This window comes from Bacillus sp. B1-b2 (assembly GCF_009183415.1).
GTDB lineage: Bacteria > Bacillota > Bacilli > Bacillales > Cytobacillaceae > Niallia.
Genome location: NZ_WEHU01000001.1, coordinates 134,606 through 152,109, shown reverse-complemented (window position 1 = coordinate 152,109; position 17,504 = coordinate 134,606). Strand labels below are relative to the sequence as shown.

Genomic DNA, 17,504 nt, shown 5'->3' with positions numbered 1-17,504 from the left:
AGGAATACATAGAGAACAAACCCTTTACCCTCCTTGTTAACATTCTGAGATAATATGAAATTCATTGTTTGGTATTTTTGTTATATTTAGGTAGTTGCTCGTTGTAGGTTAAGTATATCATTGAAAAATTGGTAAAGTGTAACACTTAATATTCATCACATGATATAGTTTTTTTCTATACCCTAAGTGAAGTTTAAAAATGTGAAGATACTATTCTACTTAAATTCTATGGGAAACTTAGTAACTATTTTATTATCTAGAGTTTTTTCACAATAGTACTTGACAGTATCTAGACACAAAAAAAGCGTTAGTCCTATTCGGATTAACGCTCTCCAATTCCTCTTATCCCCTTGAATGCACTTAGATTAAAGAGATCTACTTCTGTAATTAATATGTATTTCAGTAGGGATACTTTTCAAGGTTAAAGATAGGCTACATTCTAATCATTTATGATTACATTACCCGTTACTCGAACCATTATTACTGAAGTATACTTCTTCGAACGGTTGAATAATAACAAATCCTTCTCCCGCAAACTTCATTTGAATAGATTCTCCACTACTTCTACCAAAGAAGGATTTTAAGGTAACATCTGTTACAAACTCAGGTTGTAAATTTCCTGACCAAGCTACTGTTGCATTAGGATCTGTATATACTGGGTTAGATGAAGTTACTCTTAATGTTAGTGGCTCATAATGAGAAGTTATCGCAATCATACCTGTTCCAGATAGATGCACATTAAATAATCCTCCAGAAAGAATACCAGTAATTCTCTTCATTAATTTTATATCCCAATTAATAGAAGGTTCAAATGCTAATAAATCATTACCATTGACAAATAGGGATTCACCTTGTAATTGTAAAATAGAGATTTTCTTTCCTTGATCTGCAAGATACAGTTTTCCTTGTCCTTCTGCTTTCATTAAGGAAGTACCTTCTCCAGTAAATGCTTTCTTAAACATTTTGCCTATTCCATGTTCTAAGATACCTTCTCTTGTAAATTTTATCTTCCCTCTGTAAGAAACCATACTTCCAGCTTTTGCCCATATTGTTTTATCTAAATTAATTTCTAGTAATCTTTCTGTTTCGAGTTCAAAAAGGCCTTCCCCTTTATCCTGCTGCTCCGTCTTTTCAATGAAATCACTTAGCGAATATCTTCCCATTTAGCACTCCACCTTCCTTTTCCCTATATTATATATAGTATATTTAAGAAAATGAATACATCAAATATTAAAAAACTCCGAAAATTCTATAAAGACATTGCTGCGTAAAAACCAGTTCGCACTGCTTGACCTACTTTACCAATCGAAACTCCGTCGCCAATGCATCGTGTTTTTAATGGATAGAGTCTACTTATTTCGTCTACTACTCTTGTGTTTGGTTTCATTCCAAATGCATTTATAATAGTATCTGCTTTGATAAGTTGTTGCTCTCCTTCTTTTGTTTCTACCATGACTCCATTATCTTCAAATGCTAATACTTTATGGTTTGTTAACTGTTTAACACCAAACTCATCAAGCATTCTATTTAAGGATACAGCATTGATATATAAAATACCTGGTGCTAATGTGTCACCCATTTCAATAATACTTACATCTTTCCCTTCCATTGCCAGTTCTAATGCAAGATCACAACCAGTTAAGCCACCACCTGTGATAATAATATGATTTCCTTTTATTAGGTCTTTATCTAAATGAGATTCAATTGCTCCAACGACATTCTTTCTATTAATGCCAGGTATAGGTGGTACAATTGCTTCTGCACCAGGACCCACGATTATATGATCTGCTTCTTTTAATATGGGATGGTAACTTTCTATAATTGTATTGCGAACTAATTCTACACCTAATTTCTCTAATTGGATTTCATACCAACCTACTAATTCTCTTAATTTACTTTTAAATGGAGGCGTAGCAGCACTTGTTAGCTGTCCCCCTAAATTGGTTTCTTTTTCAAAAAGAGTTACTGAATGACCTTTTAAAGCCGCTACCCTAGCAGCTTCCATGCCTGAAGGTCCACCACCTACAATAACTAATTTTTTTGTATTATTTGTTTTATGTATAGCAAAACGATGTTCGAATCCAACTTGTGGATTAACAGAACAACTTATCTTTGTATTTCTCCCTATAATTCTACCAATACAATCTTCATTGCACCGAATACATGGACGGATATCTTCTCTCTGATTTAATAGTAATTTATTTGGTAAATCTGGATCAGCAATCAAAGGTCTTCCTAACATAGCAAAATCGGCATGACCAGATTCAATTAATTGAACCGCTGTTTCTGGTGTATGATTTCCAGCATTCATAATAGGAATAGAAACTGCTTTTCTAGCAGGCTCACAAACATATTCCATGCAAGCGTCTCCTAAGTATGCAGGTGGAAATATGTAATCAATTGTCTCATATGACCCTGCATCAATATCAAGGGCATCTACACCTGCTTTCTCTAATATTTTTAACATTTGCATACTCTCTTCTAATCCTCTACCACCTTCAAAACGATGATCTACTGAGATTCGGAATAAAATCGGCATATTAGGTCCAACTGCTTTGCGAATAGCCTTCACTATTTCTACTGGGAATCTCATTCTATTTTCCATGGAACCACCATATTCATCCTCCCTTTTGTTCCAAAGTGGGGACATAAATTGGTCAATTAAATATCCTGCATGTGCATGAACTTCAATTCCATCAAATCCAGATCTTTTTAATATTCCAGCTGAATGAGAGAATTGATCCATAATGATACTTATTTCTTCTTTTGTTAATGGATGACAAAGTAAAGTAGGATCCATTGTAGTTGGAATAGCAGATGCGGATACTGGTGGTTTACCAGCTCGATCTAATAAAGCATTTCTACCAGTACCACAGCTTAATTGACCTATTATTTTTGTTCCATATTTTTGAACAGATTCTGTTAATTCTGTTAACATAGGAATGACATAATCTTTTTCGACGACACCTTCTAATACACCCTGAGCAAGATCTTGTGTTAGAAATTGTGTTCCTGTAATAATTAAACCTACTCCTCCACGTGCTCTAGCTTCAAAGTAGTCTACTTCATCCATACTAATTCTTCCATCTGGTCCAGCAGAATTGGTTCCCATCGGAGACATTACCAGTCTGTTTTTCACTTTCAGATTACCGATCATAAAAGGGGTAAATAACACTTCGAATTTTTTCATCTTCCTATCCACTCCATACTTTCAGAAATTATAATTAATTTGCCAGTCATTCATTTTGTGATTAAATTCACATATTTACGCACCATTCTAATATAACACTTACCAAAATGATCACAATGCTTTTCACACAATCTTCTTAAACAGCATTCTAAGCTTGTTTATAATGACTTTTAAGACTCTTAGAAATTCAATGCTGTCTTTTTAAAACATTTCCGACCTATTTTCAGCATATTTTCAAACGGATGATATAGCTTCTTTTGGTAGATACTAATTTATAATTAAATATAGGAATAATAAAAAGGAGACTTTTAAATGGAACAAATTGTTGCTGTTGAAAGAAATATTTCAGGAGATATTATTAGTTTGAAAACATCTAATGGAAGAGTTATTTCTTATAGAAAAGCAATAATGGAGATTCAAACAGGAATGATCGAAGGAGTACAAGTGGAGGAAAATATTGATCAAGAAGGAATCTCACTAGCTATCATTGATACTTTCGAGAGCTTACCCACGATTTATAATTAAGTTTCATTAAAGAAATAAAATAAGAAGGATGAGGGTTTTTTTACAAATGATCTGCACTCAAATGATACAATTTCAGTGTATAACATTTGAAAAGAACCCTATTTACATTAATCTACTGTATCATTTTTTTGCTGAATTAATTTTAATTTCTTTGGAAGTTCTGGGTTCTCTTCAAAAAATTGAACTAAATCTCCAATTCTGTCTATAGAATCCCAGCTTAAATGATGTTCTATTCCTTCTACATCATTGTAGATATTTTCTTCCTTTACCCCAATTAGCCTTAATAGCTGCTCTAAAAGCTCATGGCGATAAACTAGACGCTTACCGATTTTTTTTCCTTTCGGAGTTAAGATTAACCCTCTATATTTTTCATAAACAAGGTATTCATCTTTGTCTAATTTTTGGACCATTTTTGTTACTGAGGAGGGATGAACAGATAAACTTTCTGCAATATCTGAAACACGTGCATATCCTTTATCTTCAATTAGGTTGTAAATACGTTCTATATAATCTTCCATACTTGGTGTCGGCAATCCAACCCCTCCTTTTCGGATTTTCTCTCTATTCTTTCCTCATAAGAGTAGATAAATGATAGATTTTCATTCTTTTGTGATAAAAAATGAAATAATTGCCATAAAGCATTTTACTATAATAAAAATAAGGAAACAAGACTTTTCATTTATCTAGCTCATTATATGCTTACTGTTATTTTTAATAGTTATTCTTTCATTTTAGCATATAATCAGTTAAATTCCATTTTCCAACTAAAATAATCATTTTCCTTATTTTTTTCATAAGTTAACATAGCATCAAACTTATTACCTTTCTTACTAACTAAACCTTTTACACTAGCTTTTCCATTTTTCAATAATGCTTTTACCATTGTTTTGGTAGGCTTCTTTTTCATCGTAGCTAAAAATTTATCATTTTTCCAGATCACATAGTTACAACCGTTTTTCCAGTTACTGCAGCCAAATCCCTTCAAGCCTTCTACAACCGCATGACCACAAAGGGGACACTTACCTAAAACTTCAGTAGTTTTTCTTTCTCTTACAACCTCTTGAATAATAACCTCTTGCTCTTGTTTAATGGTCTGCACAGACTTTGTTGTAAAATCAAAGATGATATTCATAAATTCTTGCTTCGTAAAGTTTCCTTTTTCCATATCAAAAAGCGCCTTTTCTAAACGACCAGTAAATTCTAAGTTAAATAAGTCCTTAATAGGAAAGGTTTGCACTAATTTTTTCCCTAGTTCTGTACAAACTAAGTTCTTATTTTGTGCTTCAATATAACCAATATCTTTTAATTTCTTAATTGTTTCTGCTCTGGTTGCTGGTGTTCCGATACTAAATCCACTTAAAATGGATATAACATCTTCTTCATTATCTAACTCCATATTTTTCCCACATGTTTCCATAAGTCGTAATAATGTTTTCTCAGTATGCTCTTTTGGAGGTTGAGTAGTATGAGATGTTACTTCTAATTGCTTACTGTACACTTCTTCATGTAAGGAAACTTCTGGTAGCAAAACATCTTTGGATTGAACATTCTCTATTTTCTTCCAGCCCTCTATTAATTGTACTTTTCCCTTTGTAGTAAATAAGTAATTTTCCCCTTCAAAAAGAATAATTGTTTCTAGTTTCGTTTCTTCATATTCTGCGATGGGCATGAATTGCATCAGTAGACGATTTTTTATAGCATCATACACCTGTTTTTCATCTTGTGTTAATTTCTTTGGAATAACATATGTAGGTATAATAGCACTATGACTTTCTACCTTCTTGTTATCAAACACTCTTTTGGAGGAAAAAAATTTAATTTCTTCTTTAAATGGGACAGTAGAAGACAAGAGATTAACAACTTTTTCCGTCTTAGAGATTAAACTCTCCTCTAAAGCAATACTGGCGGTCCTTGGATAGGTAATATATTTTTTTTCATATAAACTTTGAGCAACCTTTAATACCTTATCTGCTGTCCAGCCTTTATACTTACTTGTAATATACCCTTGTAGGTTAGAAAGATTGAAAAGAAAAGGAGGATATTCTTTCTTTTTTTGAACCTTTTTATCCGTAATCTTTGCAGTATGACCAACTAATTTTTCTTTTAGATCATTTAAATAAGCTTCATCTTTAAATTTTTCTTCCTTTTCCTCTACATACATTCCAGAATAAGTTTCCCCATTTTGAGTAAGAAAGCTTGCTTGTAATTTATAGTACGTTTCAGGAACAAAATGTTTAATTTCTTCGTCTCTATCATATATTATTTTTAATGTCGGCAGCAAAACACGCCCAATGTTCAGTGCTTTCCCACTACCTTTTTGGTATTTGAGTGTTGCCACTGAGGTTAAATTAATTCCAATCAGCCAATCCGCCCATTGTCTACTAACCCCTGCATCTTGCAGTGGGCGCAATTCTTGATTAAGTCTTACATGTTTTAGACCATTAATCACTTCTGTAGGTGTCCATTCATTTAGTAGTAAACGATAGACAGCCTTCTCTGTTCGTAAATTATAGATAATACTATCACCTATAAGTTGTCCCTCACGATCAAAATCACAAGCAGAAATAATGGTATCCACGTCTTTTCTCTTCATTAAACGATGGATAATTTTTAATTGTTTCTCAGCTCCTCTATCTGGTTTATCTCTATTTTTCGGGTCGCTTTTTACTTTATATTGAAATTTTTCTGGTATAAATGGAAAGTTATCCATCTTCCATTTTTGCATCTTTTCATCATATTCTTTTGCGTCTTTTAATTGAAGAAGATGACCAAATGCCCAAGTTACAATATAACCATTTCCTTCATAATAGCCATCTTGACGTTCTCTTATTTTCAATGCATCTGCAATATTTTTGGATACAGACGGTTTTTCAGCTAATATCAATTTCATCTATATCACCTATATTTTCATTTTTTTGTTCTACTTATTCTTTTTCAAATAACCATTATAATAGGAATTTATTGAAATGTATAGAAAACTTGTAAGGGGAATATAAGTCTAGAAGGAAAAATAAAACGAAGGTGGCTGTCCATTTTTCGTTCAGTCACCTTCGTAAGTCGGAGTGTTATGCCACTTTTAACGATTTCTTAATTCTTAAGTACTGCTCTATCTCTTTTATAACATAATAAATATGAGCTTGCTCTTCAAAGGCATTCCAATTAGTAGGTAATGACTCTTGCTTGATTGTATTCTCTAGATTTTGCAATTTATTCAAAAACAACATAGCAGTGTTTCCTGAGTGAACACATAAAGACAATTCCTCTAGAAAATCAGCCACCAATTTCTTTTGATTATCTAAGCCATGCACATGAACCATTTCATCAAACAATCTAGAAATAATCTCTAGTTGCTTTTCTCTAATCGTAAAATATTTATAATAATAATTTTCTTTTCGAATAAAATGGTTTTCAACATCTCTGAATGCTAGTGTTTTGGCAAACTGAACTTCTTTTGCTGTTCTCTTTAATTTGCTACCATAGTCTTCTTTCATTTCTTCTGTTCGAAGGATATAAACCATATCCATTAATAATTCTTGAAAATATCCTTCAATTTTCTTTTGATGATGCTTCATTTCTTTATCTAAGCTTGGCATATAGCTATTTACAAGAAGTGCTGCTCCAATCCCAATTACAATTAAGCCTAATTCATTCCAGACTACGGGCCATGTTAAAGAACTAGTTGAATAGATATGCAGAATGATAACTGTGCTTGTTACGACACCTTCGTTAACCTTTAATAACACAGTTGTTGGAATAAATAATAGCAATAACAATCCAATAGAGATAGGATTATACCCTATCACTTCAAAAAAAAGATAGGAAAAAGGAATCGCTAGCATACAAGCGACAAAACGTGATATGGCACTATGAATTGATTTTTTCTTAGAATTTTGTACACATAAAATGGTAATAATGGCTGAAGAAACAAAAAAATCTAACCGAAAAAACTGTGCAGCAGTAATACCAATACATACTGCTACAGCCGTTTTCACTGTTCGATAACCTATTTTATATTTTTTGATGTTATGCAGATACTGCTGCATATCAATCACAACCAGTAACTAATAAATCATCCTGTAAAGAAACCAACCTCGTATTAATAGAAATACTTTCACCAGGTTTTACCAACATTGATACAACTGAACCACTAAAAGGAACACTAAATTCTATAAGTTCTCCATGCTTTGTTCTAATTGTCATAATTGGTTCCCATTCATAGAAATAAGACTTCTCTGGAACAAAGATCTCATCTATTACTCCTTCAAAACTACTAAGAATCACTTGATCTTCTCTGGAAATTTCATAATACGGACTTTGACTGGGCTTTACAATGGTTTCGATCATTTTAAAAAATCTTCCCTTTTATATAGTTTTATTTTTAACCGATCCTTTGATCTTCAATTAATATTACTCGGCTAAATTTATAATCATGTTAATAAAAACACATTTTCTTCTATTTTTCAATGATTTATAGAGATCTTTTTTATATTTTTTCATTAGTACATTTCACAAAATATTTTCATTTACTTGCTTTTCCTTAAAAAAGGAAATAATAGTTGATAATTCTTCTCTTTTTAGCTTATTAAGTGAACTCCACTTCCCACTTCACTATCCTTCATACAATTTGACTAGCTTTTGGTCATAAGCTTAGAAATATTTAGTAATTTTATTTTCTTTTTGTATATACCATCTTTCTTTTTCAATAATATTAGAAACGGTTAATATAAGTGATGGAATTTTTTCTACATTAAATACAATTAATCCAATACTTTTTACTAAGATAACAAATGGTTCACCGTGTTTAAAGGTTGATAGCTCTTTTCCTAATTGTAGAATGCTTTTCACAATTGCCTGTTTACTTCCATCCTCTAACATAACATTTGGTGTAAAGCGTAAGATCCAATTTTCACTTTCAATCGAAAATCGATACATTTAGCCACCCTCTTATTTTCGTCACTATAAAGCGGTTCATTTCTATCTAATAAGTATGTTTCTTTGAACCTTTTTATGAAATATCTTATTGGAAGGATATTATTATATCCTCAGGCTGTCGAGAAACCCCTCTATGGAGTAAGGGAGAATACAAAGTTGTATATTTAAACACACTGCTGAATAAGGGGATGATTTCCGTTACAGGGGTTCGCTTTCCGTGGGGCTCGCGCTGATCCCACAGGAGTCTACCCCTTCCACTACAATCATCTGGATAAAAATTCTATTTCATCTTTCTAAATTACTTTTTCTACAAGCTGAGGATATTATTATACCCTCCAAGTTATACAATCTTTTATGTAAGTAATAAATGCGCTTTCTAAAATACAATCAATCTATGAAAACGGTTTATAAGTGATGATTTTTTTCTTGAAAAACGGAGTTGAAACCTTGACTCTATTGGGGTTATCGTGTATATTATAGACATCATTTAACAAAATTCAGAATAATTACTTTCTATTATTATTTTGTTCTATGAGAATATTTATTTTAGAGGCACGTTAGCTGTGTCTTGAAAGGTTTAGGAGGATATATAATATGCAAAACGGTAAAGTAAAATGGTTTAATAACGAAAAAGGCTTTGGATTTATTGAAGTAGAAGGTGGAGACGATGTATTCGTACATTTCACTGCTATTCAAGGTGATGGCTTCAAGTCATTAGAAGAAGGTCAAGAAGTTTCTTTCGAAATCGTTGAAGGAAATCGTGGACCTCAAGCAGCTAATGTTGTAAAGCTATAATATATACTTACTAATGTTCAGAGAATCTTTCTAGCTTCGTCTAGAAAGATTCTCTTTTATTTTTTGTCATTATTTCTTTTCTTTATAGGTTCCAGTTAATCGTTCACCATATTCTCTTAACTTAATTCCCACAGTACACTGAGAAATGCAAAAACGATGTGCATTTCTTTTACCAATATCTTCTTTATTTTGTTTATATAAGAAACAGTCATTACAGTAGTCCTTCATTAATTCATCTGCTTCATGAATTAGCTTTTTTCTTTCCAAACCGACCTCCCCCTTACCATACAAACTATATTAGTTGCATTTTACTATACATTCTTTTTCCTTCGAGAGCTTGTGTAGCAAGCTTATCAGCTTCTTTATTATCGTTCCTTCCAATCGCTGTATAAACCATGTTTAATTTCAATGCTTTAATTTTTTCTTCCATACGATCTAACCATCTATTCAAATCTTCTTCATAGCAGGGCCATTCGCCTTCTAATTGCTTTAGCACCACTTGTGAATCTCCCTTTACTTCACAAGTTATTCCGCGAACATTTAACTCTTCTAATAAGTTTAATGCATGGTACAAAGCAGCATACTCTGCTTCATTGTTCGAAATTATATCATGAAATAATTCATTAGCTCGAATTCGATATTTCTTTTTTCCTTGATTAAAGAAAAGGACAACACCTATTCCAGCAGTTTTTGTTTCTTTATGATAGCCTCCATCAAAATAAATCGTAAAATCATGAGGTTCTTCTTCTATTTCTTCATTCAGTTTCTTAAGCTCTTTTAAGCTCCAACTAACACCTTTTTCATCATAATAATTAATGTCTGTTCCTATATTTCTTTTTTCCAAATCATCGCCAACCAAAATAGCTATATCAGCTTGTAACCAATCAGATGTAAAATAAGTACTTTCTTTTGCTTTGTTTAATTTATACTTATATTCCAGTTTATACTTCATCTTAAACAACTCCTCTTGCCATAAGATTGTTAGAACATATAAAATGTAATGGATATATTATGGTTACCTAATAGTATTTTATATATATACATGAAGAAAGATTGTAATCACATTATTCTACCAGAATTTATTGGAGGTATAAAATGATTGAAGTTTACATAGATGGTGCAAGTGCTGGAAACCCTGGATTAAGTGGTGCAGGTATATTTATAAAAGGCCATGGTTCTGCTGAAAAATACTCTATCCCATTAGAAGAAATGAGCAATCATGAAGCAGAATATCATGCATTTATTAAAGGACTTGAAATCTGTTCATCAAAAGGCTATCGCACAGTTAGCTTTCGTACAGATTCCGAATTGGTTAATCGTGCAGTTGAAAAAGAATTTGTTAAAAATAAAAAATTCGCACCTTTATTGAAAGAAGCTTTAAATTTAATTCAGGAATTTGATTTATTTTTTATAAAATGGATTCCTAGCAGTGAAAATAAAACAGCTGATGATCTAGCAAGACAAGCTATCCAACAACAAAAAAAGTAAGATATATTAATATTCTTTCCAACCTAAAACAAAAATATCTCCATCCTTTTTTTAGTGCACTTAAACATAAAAATCCGCTTTACCGGAAAGCCACGTTAAAGCGGAAATAATGTATTTTTTTTTATGAATTTTATCGCTTCTTTTCTTGAAGTAAGTTTATGTTCAACAAAGGTCTCTAATAAGGAAACAAAAAAACTTCCATCAAAGCTTTGCTGTAACTTAAGTGTATACTCAATTGCTGTAACTATTATTTCATCAGAGGCATTTGTGTAAGCTCTACCGAAATAAATAAATCCAATCGCATCTTCACCTAATAAAAATCCTTTACTTTTTAGAAAGATGAGATATTCTTCTAGTTTATTCACGTTTCCCCTACATTCCCCTCTACCCTTTTACCTTAATGTTACTTTAACTTTGGAAGATTTACTACCATTTTTATTTAAAAAAGGAATGGTATTTGCTTTTTGGCTTTGTTAATAGATGGCCGATTAATCCAATAATAATCCCTAGAATGGCTCCTCCGAATACTTCTTCTGGCTGATGACCTAACATCTGCTTTAGTTTTTTAGGTTTTTCCGTATATTGAATGTTTTTATCTTTGTTAATTTTATCAACTAAGTCCCCCAGATTATTTACTTTTAATGTTAATTCTCCTGTTTGTCTTCTAATTCCTTGAGCATCATACATAACGATTAATCCAAATATTAACGATAGTGCAAAGTCGATTGTTGGTAGCCCTCTTTTTAATGCCACAAAGGTAGTTAAAGATGAAACTCCAGCAGAATGGGAGCTTGGCATGCCACCTGTTTGGAAAAATAAGCTGTTATCCCATTTTTTTGTTTTAAAAAAATGGAGTGGAATCTTAAAAAATTGCGCCAATCCAATACTAATTAGGGCAATATAAACACCTTTATTCATTTTATCACTCCTTATGAAATAGTGTTTTTCTGTTGGGATGATTTTATTCTTTTTTACTCATACTATCATTGACTCATTTTTTACCAATATGAATACATTAGAAAGGGATGATTTCTGTGAGCATTAAACATCATACTAACAAAGGAAAAGCAGCTGGAGGGGTTAACCCACAAGGCTATGGACAAGATGCTGATATTACGCCAGATCCTAAAAGCAAATTAGAGAATGCAGCTAAGAAGAAGAATACTAAATAATAATTATTTTTCTGTCCAGATAAAAGAGCCTAATGGATATTAGGCTCTCAGGCTGTCGAGAAAACCCTCTATGGAGTAAAGGGAGAATATAAAGTTGTATATTTAAACACGCTGCTGAATAGGGGGATGATTTCCGTTACAGGGGTTCGATTTCCGTGGGGCTCGAGCTGAACCGCGGTCTACACATGCGCTGTAGGGTCTCAGCTGTCTCGCAGATCCCACAGGAGTCTCTCCCCTGAAACGTAGATCATCTGGAAAAAAATTCTATTTGATCTTTCTAAATTACTTTTCCCACAAGTTTTCTATTAGTAAAAACTAAATCAAGCTTAGTTTTTCTTGTTTCTCTACGTAATGGTTAAAGTTTTTGAATTCTAATTCTACAAATTTTTCTTTTGCTTTTGTTGCATCTATCTCGAATAGGCTTGTTTCTAATAGATATTCAAGTGGAACATCGCATTTTATTTCTGCCAGTTGTCTACATAAATGTAACATTTCGAGATCAGTGGCTATTTTTGCTTGCTGTCCTTTTGTTAATAAGGACAGATTCTCTAGGATACCTTCTATGTCTTGATGTGCTTGTAATAGTTTTAGGGCTGTTTTTTCTCCTATTCCTTTTACTCCAGGATAATTATCGCTAGGATCACCCATTAATGCTTTTAGGTCGATCATTTGTTTCGCTGTAATTCCTTTTTCTTCTAAGAAACTAGTAGGAGTATGAACTAAATAATTACCATATCCCTTTTTTAATATAGCAACCGAGATATGATTATCTAATAATTGGAGAATATCTTGATCTCCTGTTAATATGGTTACATTTGCTTGCTCTTTCATCTTTTTAGCAATTGTACCAATACAATCATCTGCTTCAAAGCCTGACAACCCAATATTTGGTATTCCAAAACTTGTTACTACTTCTTTTACTAGCTCAAATTGCGGAATTAATTCTAATGGTGCATCTTGACGATTTGCTTTATATTGATCATACATACTTGTACGGAAAGTAGTACTTCCCATATCCCAACATACTGTAACATGTGTTGGATTAAAGTGATCTATTGCCGTAAAAAAATGCTTTACGAAGCCATGAATAGCATTTGTAGGTTGACCTTTTGAGTTAATCATAAACTGCCCTGTAACTGCAGTCGCAAAAAAAGCGCGAAATAATAGGGCCATTCCATCCACTAACATTAAATGTGCTTGTTCTTTTTGATTCAATTGTTTCTCCCCTTCCATAATCCACCCTCTATTATAGCAAAATTTTTCTCATTATTCGTTGGTAGCTTTTGCAACTTACCCATTTCTATATAATTTATTTCCTAATAAAATAACAATAATCCCCAGAGCATAACTTTCTATCTATACGATTCTATATTAGAAATAACATTTTCAAGTATGAGTATATTTTCTTCATCAGTAAATAAAGCCATTTTCCCTTCATAATAGTATTCTATTTGATTATTTAGCTTTTGAAGAATAGCAACCTTATTTTCTTGCACATATGATTGATAGATATCTTCCATTTTTAAGCTTATTTCTCTCATGTATTCTTTAGAATGTTCGTCTATAAGCCTTTCTAGATCTTCTATTAATATTTTTCGACCTTGTTGTTCAAAGAAGTTTTTTGGATTTTTAAAATGTTTATTTCCAAGCCTATAAACTTGCTCATCAAGCTGTTTAAATGGTGCATGATATTTAATTGAAAGATCCTGTTGGAAAGAATACCCTCTATGCAGTTTCATTTCAGTATTGACCTCTTCTAATATCTCCACAAGTTCATTCATCTCTTCATTAACAATTTTTTGTAAGAATTGATTAAGTCGAAGGGTAACCACGCGCAATTCTTGTTCAAATTCATAGTTTACTTGAATAAGGAAAGAAGTAATAGCATTAGACATTTCCTTTTTCTTATTCTCCCCTCTTAAAATGGATGGATGAAAGGCTTCTTTTATAATTTCTGTTAACCGGAAAAAAATTCTTTGTTTCACATAATAGAGTTGTTCTTCTACTTCTCTTTTTTGCTTTCCTTCTATACCAGATAACGGATTTTGATTAAGTAATGCCAAGATTGTTTTTTTCTCTTTATATATTCTGATTAATTCCTGCTTACTTTCATGCTTTTTAGTATGAACAGAGGAAAGCAGCTTATGTAATAACTCCACTGTATCAGAATAATCTCTAGAGGCTGAGCGAAGCATGAATTCCAGCCATTCATGTTCGATAAAATTAGATAATTCCTCTTTTGTCTTATCCATCCATTTACCATATATACTATGGTTATAGTAGAGACTTGACACAGGTAATATCCTTGGGCTATGAATACCATAGATTTGTAATTGTTCTCGTAAATACTGGATAACTGCAGATTGTTCCATCTCATTTTTCGCTAAATCAATAGCATTAATGACAAAGAAGATTTTGTCTTTTTCAAATGCTTCTTTTAGTCTTCCCAATTGTTGCAAAAATGCTTGGTCCGCTTTTGCAAATGCATGATTATAGTAGCTTACGTAGAAAATACAATCTGCTTTTTTCATAAATTCAAAGCTTAATTCTGTATGTCTACTATTAATGGAGTCCCCTCCAGGTGTATCAATTAAAGTGATCCCTTTTCTAGTGAGAGAACAATCATAATATACATCGATAGAAGCAATGAAACAGGAAGTTTGCTCAACTGAAACATAATCTGCTAATTTTTCTAAAGAGACTGTCCTTTCTGTTCCCAGTGATTTCCCATTAATGGAATAACCCGCTGAAAATGCTTGTAAATAGCGAAATTCATTTGCATATTTTTCAATGGGTTGTTGTTCACTAGTTTGAATAATTTGAATTGCTTCCTCTAAAGTGACGGCTTTTTTCTTTATCAACTGAAGATAGTCATTAATTTCATGAAGCATTTCTTCTTCCGATTTCCAATTAATAACAACAGTTTTATTAGGATGATCTATATCTACTGGGAGAATTCGATTAATGGTAGCAGTTGTTGGATTTGGTGATACTGGCAACAATGGAAACTCTAACAAAGCATTTGCAAAAGAAGATTTTCCTGCACTAAATGCACCAAATAAACAAATGGTATAAGAGCGATTCCTTATATCCTGAGCTTTGCTAGAAAGTTGATCAGCCACTTGGGCAAATCCTTTTAAAGGCGTAATTTGTTGGCTTAAGAACTGTAGTTTTTCGATAATATTATCTACACTTCCACTATGTTCAATAAACTGTTTCCTACCTTCTAACTCCCTTTTCTCTTCCTCTTTATTTTTACTCCTTTCTTTGTCAGCTTTACTTATACACTTATAGCTAATTTCTTCCTCTATTTCAAATAACTCCTCAACATATGGTTCTTCATCCAGAGCTTCTGTTTCATGCAACTTTTCAAGATTAATTTTCCAAGTAGAAAATTTGTCCAGAAGCTGTTCTCTTCTAATTTTAATAGCTACATAGAGTGAGACCTCTTCTTTTTCCTTTTCTATCTCCTTTTTATCTAAAGCCGCATTCTTTTGTCTTTTCTCTGTCCATTCTGAAAATATAGGCTGCATTTCTCTTTTGATTGATTGCTTTATTTTATTTTCAACTGATTCACAGTATAAGAGGACATAGTTTTCTGAAAATTGAGCATCCTTATTTACTAAATCTTTCAAGGTATGTACTTGAACAATAGAATCCAATTGCTGAAAATATTCCGCTCCTTGTTTGTTCCCATTTTTCTCTAAGAATTGGATAAGTGGAGATATTAACTGAAGGCGAACGATTTCTTTCAAGTGCTCAATAAACGTCGCCGTTCTTTTCTCTTTCTCTCTTACTACTTTTTGTTTAGAAGTAAAAATGCCTATTTTTACATTTTTTTGTTCGACTTCTAAATAAGCTTTTGCTACTTCACGCATTTGATATGGCATAATGTATGCATTCTTAATAATAGTATTCCACTCATCATCCAAGTTCTTTATGTATTGATTTTCCTCTTTATCTAACATTTCAAGACGTTGATTTAACATGTGTAGACGCTCTTCTAAAGAATTATATTGGTCCTGAGATAATTCCTGTAATTCAGAATCTTCATTAGCTATCTTGCCTTCGAATCTTTTCGTTAAAGTACGTTGATGATCTTTATAAATTTTTTGAAAAGAAGCTGCTAGAGTATGCACATAGATTTTCTCTTTATTTTTTCTTTTATCTTCCATATACGCTCTTATAGAATTCATTTCCTTGTTAAATGGACTTTCCACCATTGTGCTAGTGTAAATAATATCCTCTGGAAAGATTTCATAAGATGAGAAGGCATGATTAACACTTTCTTTGAAAGCAGATAGCGTAATTTCCTCTTCTCTATGCTTATCCATTTGATTAACAACTAATATAAACTTTTTTCCCGCAGCACTTAATTCCTTAGTAAATTGAAAATTAACCTCTGACTGAACATGATTATAATCCACTACATAGAAAATAAAATCTGCTAAATGAATACTTGATTCAGTCGCAAGTTCATGTGCGGAATCTGTACTATCTATCCCAGGTGTATCCATTAAAATGGAATCAACACTTAATGGAATATCCTCCAGCTGGATTTCTATTTGTCTTATATCTTCTGTATTATGTAATTCATTTATAACCGCATCCACATCCTTGCAGTTGGAAAAAACACTTGCTTTTCTATTTGGGAAAGATACTTTGATTTGGTTTTTTCCTTTTTTAATCTTAAAGATATTAGCTGTTGTTGGAATAGGACTTGTCGGCATAATGATTTGTTCTAAAAGTGCATTGATCATACTTGATTTTCCAGCAGAATAATGTCCAGTAAAGGTAAAAATCATTTCATCTTTTCTTGCTTTTTCATAAAGCTCTTTAAGTCTATTAGCTGATTGTAAATCTTCATACTTCTTGTAATAATGATAGAAATTGGACCACTTATTTGTAGATAACATATTAGAGGTTGATCTCCTTTTTTATGGGATAATACTATTTTAACTATTTTCTTAGTTTCTATAAAGAATAATTAACTGAAAAATGAAAGGGTTTTATATGTAATGACTTTTAAAAAGGACTATTATTTAAAACTCATATCAAATATTCCTTTTTGTTCGTCTTTTATATGAGGTTTATTATTTGCTGTTCTTAGGATGAAAGACCTGCCCCTTGTGTACCTGTAATTAAATGTAATTCATAATTCTTATAAATAGGGCGAGATAAATAGGAAGAGATTTATTCCTATTTCATTAATTACTTTTACTTTTCTATTATCTTCTTATTCACAAAGGGTCGAAGAAGATACTCAAGAATATTCAGGAATTATTGGAGATGGGAATATTCTGGGCTATGAGTATACAATGATTAAAAAAGAAGATTCTTATAATTGGAAGATTGGCTATCAAGGTGATTGTATCACTATCAAAGAAAATAAGGATAATAGA

The 17,504-nt window shown here is 32.1% G+C and carries 17 protein-coding genes; 4 read left to right on the top strand and 13 right to left on the bottom strand.

Annotation, left to right across the window (positions count from 1 at the left end):
* Positions 1 to 458: 458 nt before the first annotated feature.
* Positions 459 to 1,163: an AIM24 family protein gene (locus F9279_RS00795; protein WP_152110732.1), complete on the bottom strand. Its 705-nt coding sequence runs from the start codon at positions 1,161 to 1,163 to the stop codon at positions 459 to 461.
* 86 nt (positions 1,164 to 1,249) lie between these two features.
* Entirely contained in the window at positions 1,250 to 3,190 is a 1,941-nt protein-coding gene (locus tag F9279_RS00790) for an NAD(P)/FAD-dependent oxidoreductase (RefSeq protein WP_152110731.1), read from the bottom strand.
* A 312-nt stretch (positions 3,191 to 3,502) separates the two neighbouring features.
* Here F9279_RS00790 and F9279_RS00785 point away from each other — a divergent pair, with 312 nt between their 5' ends.
* Positions 3,503 to 3,715, top strand: a complete 213-nt coding sequence (locus F9279_RS00785) for a DUF3892 domain-containing protein (RefSeq protein WP_152110730.1) — start codon at positions 3,503 to 3,505, stop codon at positions 3,713 to 3,715.
* A gap of 107 nt (positions 3,716 to 3,822) precedes the next feature.
* Here F9279_RS00785 and mntR read toward each other — a convergent pair whose 3' ends face one another.
* From mntR to F9279_RS00760, 5 genes are all read right to left on the bottom strand, one after another.
* Positions 3,823 to 4,248, bottom strand: coding sequence for a transcriptional regulator MntR (mntR, locus tag F9279_RS00780; RefSeq protein ID WP_152110729.1), 426 nt, complete (start codon positions 4,246 to 4,248; stop codon positions 3,823 to 3,825).
* 209 nt (positions 4,249 to 4,457) lie between these two features.
* Positions 4,458 to 6,605: a type IA DNA topoisomerase gene (locus tag F9279_RS00775; RefSeq protein WP_152110728.1), complete on the bottom strand. Its 2,148-nt coding sequence runs from the start codon at positions 6,603 to 6,605 to the stop codon at positions 4,458 to 4,460.
* A gap of 175 nt (positions 6,606 to 6,780) precedes the next feature.
* Entirely contained in the window at positions 6,781 to 7,758 is a 978-nt protein-coding gene (locus tag F9279_RS00770) for an aromatic acid exporter family protein (protein ID WP_152110727.1), read from the bottom strand.
* 1 nt (position 7,759) lies between these two features.
* Positions 7,760 to 8,059 (bottom strand): hypothetical protein, encoded by a 300-nt coding sequence (locus tag F9279_RS00765; RefSeq protein WP_152110726.1) that lies wholly within the window; start codon positions 8,057 to 8,059, stop codon positions 7,760 to 7,762.
* 303 nt (positions 8,060 to 8,362) lie between these two features.
* A complete protein-coding gene (locus F9279_RS00760; protein WP_152110725.1) occupies positions 8,363 to 8,647 on the bottom strand; it encodes a hypothetical protein in 285 nt (94 codons plus the stop codon).
* A 594-nt stretch (positions 8,648 to 9,241) separates the two neighbouring features.
* On the opposite strand from F9279_RS00760, the gene cspD reads away from it, so the two are divergent.
* Positions 9,242 to 9,442, top strand: a complete 201-nt coding sequence (gene cspD / locus F9279_RS00755) for a cold-shock protein CspD (RefSeq protein WP_009791749.1) — start codon at positions 9,242 to 9,244, stop codon at positions 9,440 to 9,442.
* A gap of 69 nt (positions 9,443 to 9,511) precedes the next feature.
* On the opposite strand, the gene F9279_RS00750 is transcribed toward cspD, so the two are convergent.
* Both F9279_RS00750 and F9279_RS00745 read right to left on the bottom strand, forming a co-directional pair.
* Positions 9,512 to 9,709, bottom strand: coding sequence for a zinc-finger domain-containing protein (locus F9279_RS00750; RefSeq protein ID WP_152110724.1), 198 nt, complete (start codon positions 9,707 to 9,709; stop codon positions 9,512 to 9,514).
* A 25-nt stretch (positions 9,710 to 9,734) separates the two neighbouring features.
* Positions 9,735 to 10,394, bottom strand: coding sequence for a reverse transcriptase-like protein (locus tag F9279_RS00745; protein WP_152110723.1), 660 nt, complete (start codon positions 10,392 to 10,394; stop codon positions 9,735 to 9,737).
* A gap of 143 nt (positions 10,395 to 10,537) precedes the next feature.
* On the opposite strand from F9279_RS00745, the gene F9279_RS00740 reads away from it, so the two are divergent.
* Entirely contained in the window at positions 10,538 to 10,930 is a 393-nt protein-coding gene (locus F9279_RS00740; RefSeq protein WP_152110722.1) for a reverse transcriptase-like protein, read from the top strand.
* A 95-nt stretch (positions 10,931 to 11,025) separates the two neighbouring features.
* On the opposite strand, the gene F9279_RS00735 is transcribed toward F9279_RS00740, so the two are convergent.
* Complete coding sequence (locus F9279_RS00735; protein WP_152110721.1) at positions 11,026 to 11,295, bottom strand: DUF6123 family protein; 270 nt, start codon at positions 11,293 to 11,295, stop codon at positions 11,026 to 11,028.
* A gap of 70 nt (positions 11,296 to 11,365) precedes the next feature.
* Entirely contained in the window at positions 11,366 to 11,848 is a 483-nt protein-coding gene (locus tag F9279_RS00730; RefSeq protein WP_152110720.1) for a divergent PAP2 family protein, read from the bottom strand.
* A gap of 107 nt (positions 11,849 to 11,955) precedes the next feature.
* Between F9279_RS00730 and sspL the strand changes: the two genes are divergently transcribed.
* Complete coding sequence (sspL, locus tag F9279_RS00725; RefSeq protein ID WP_193224374.1) at positions 11,956 to 12,102, top strand: small, acid-soluble spore protein L; 147 nt, start codon at positions 11,956 to 11,958, stop codon at positions 12,100 to 12,102.
* Positions 12,103 to 12,417: 315 nt separating this feature from the next.
* On the opposite strand, the gene F9279_RS00720 is transcribed toward sspL, so the two are convergent.
* Positions 12,418 to 13,290 carry a 5'-3' exonuclease gene (locus tag F9279_RS00720; RefSeq protein ID WP_413463182.1) on the bottom strand — a complete coding sequence of 291 codons (873 nt, stop codon included), beginning with the start codon at positions 13,288 to 13,290 and terminating at the stop codon, positions 12,418 to 12,420.
* A 164-nt stretch (positions 13,291 to 13,454) separates the two neighbouring features.
* Entirely contained in the window at positions 13,455 to 17,018 is a 3,564-nt protein-coding gene (locus F9279_RS00715; RefSeq protein WP_152110717.1) for a dynamin family protein, read from the bottom strand.
* Between the last annotated feature and the right edge of the window lie 486 nt (positions 17,019 to 17,504).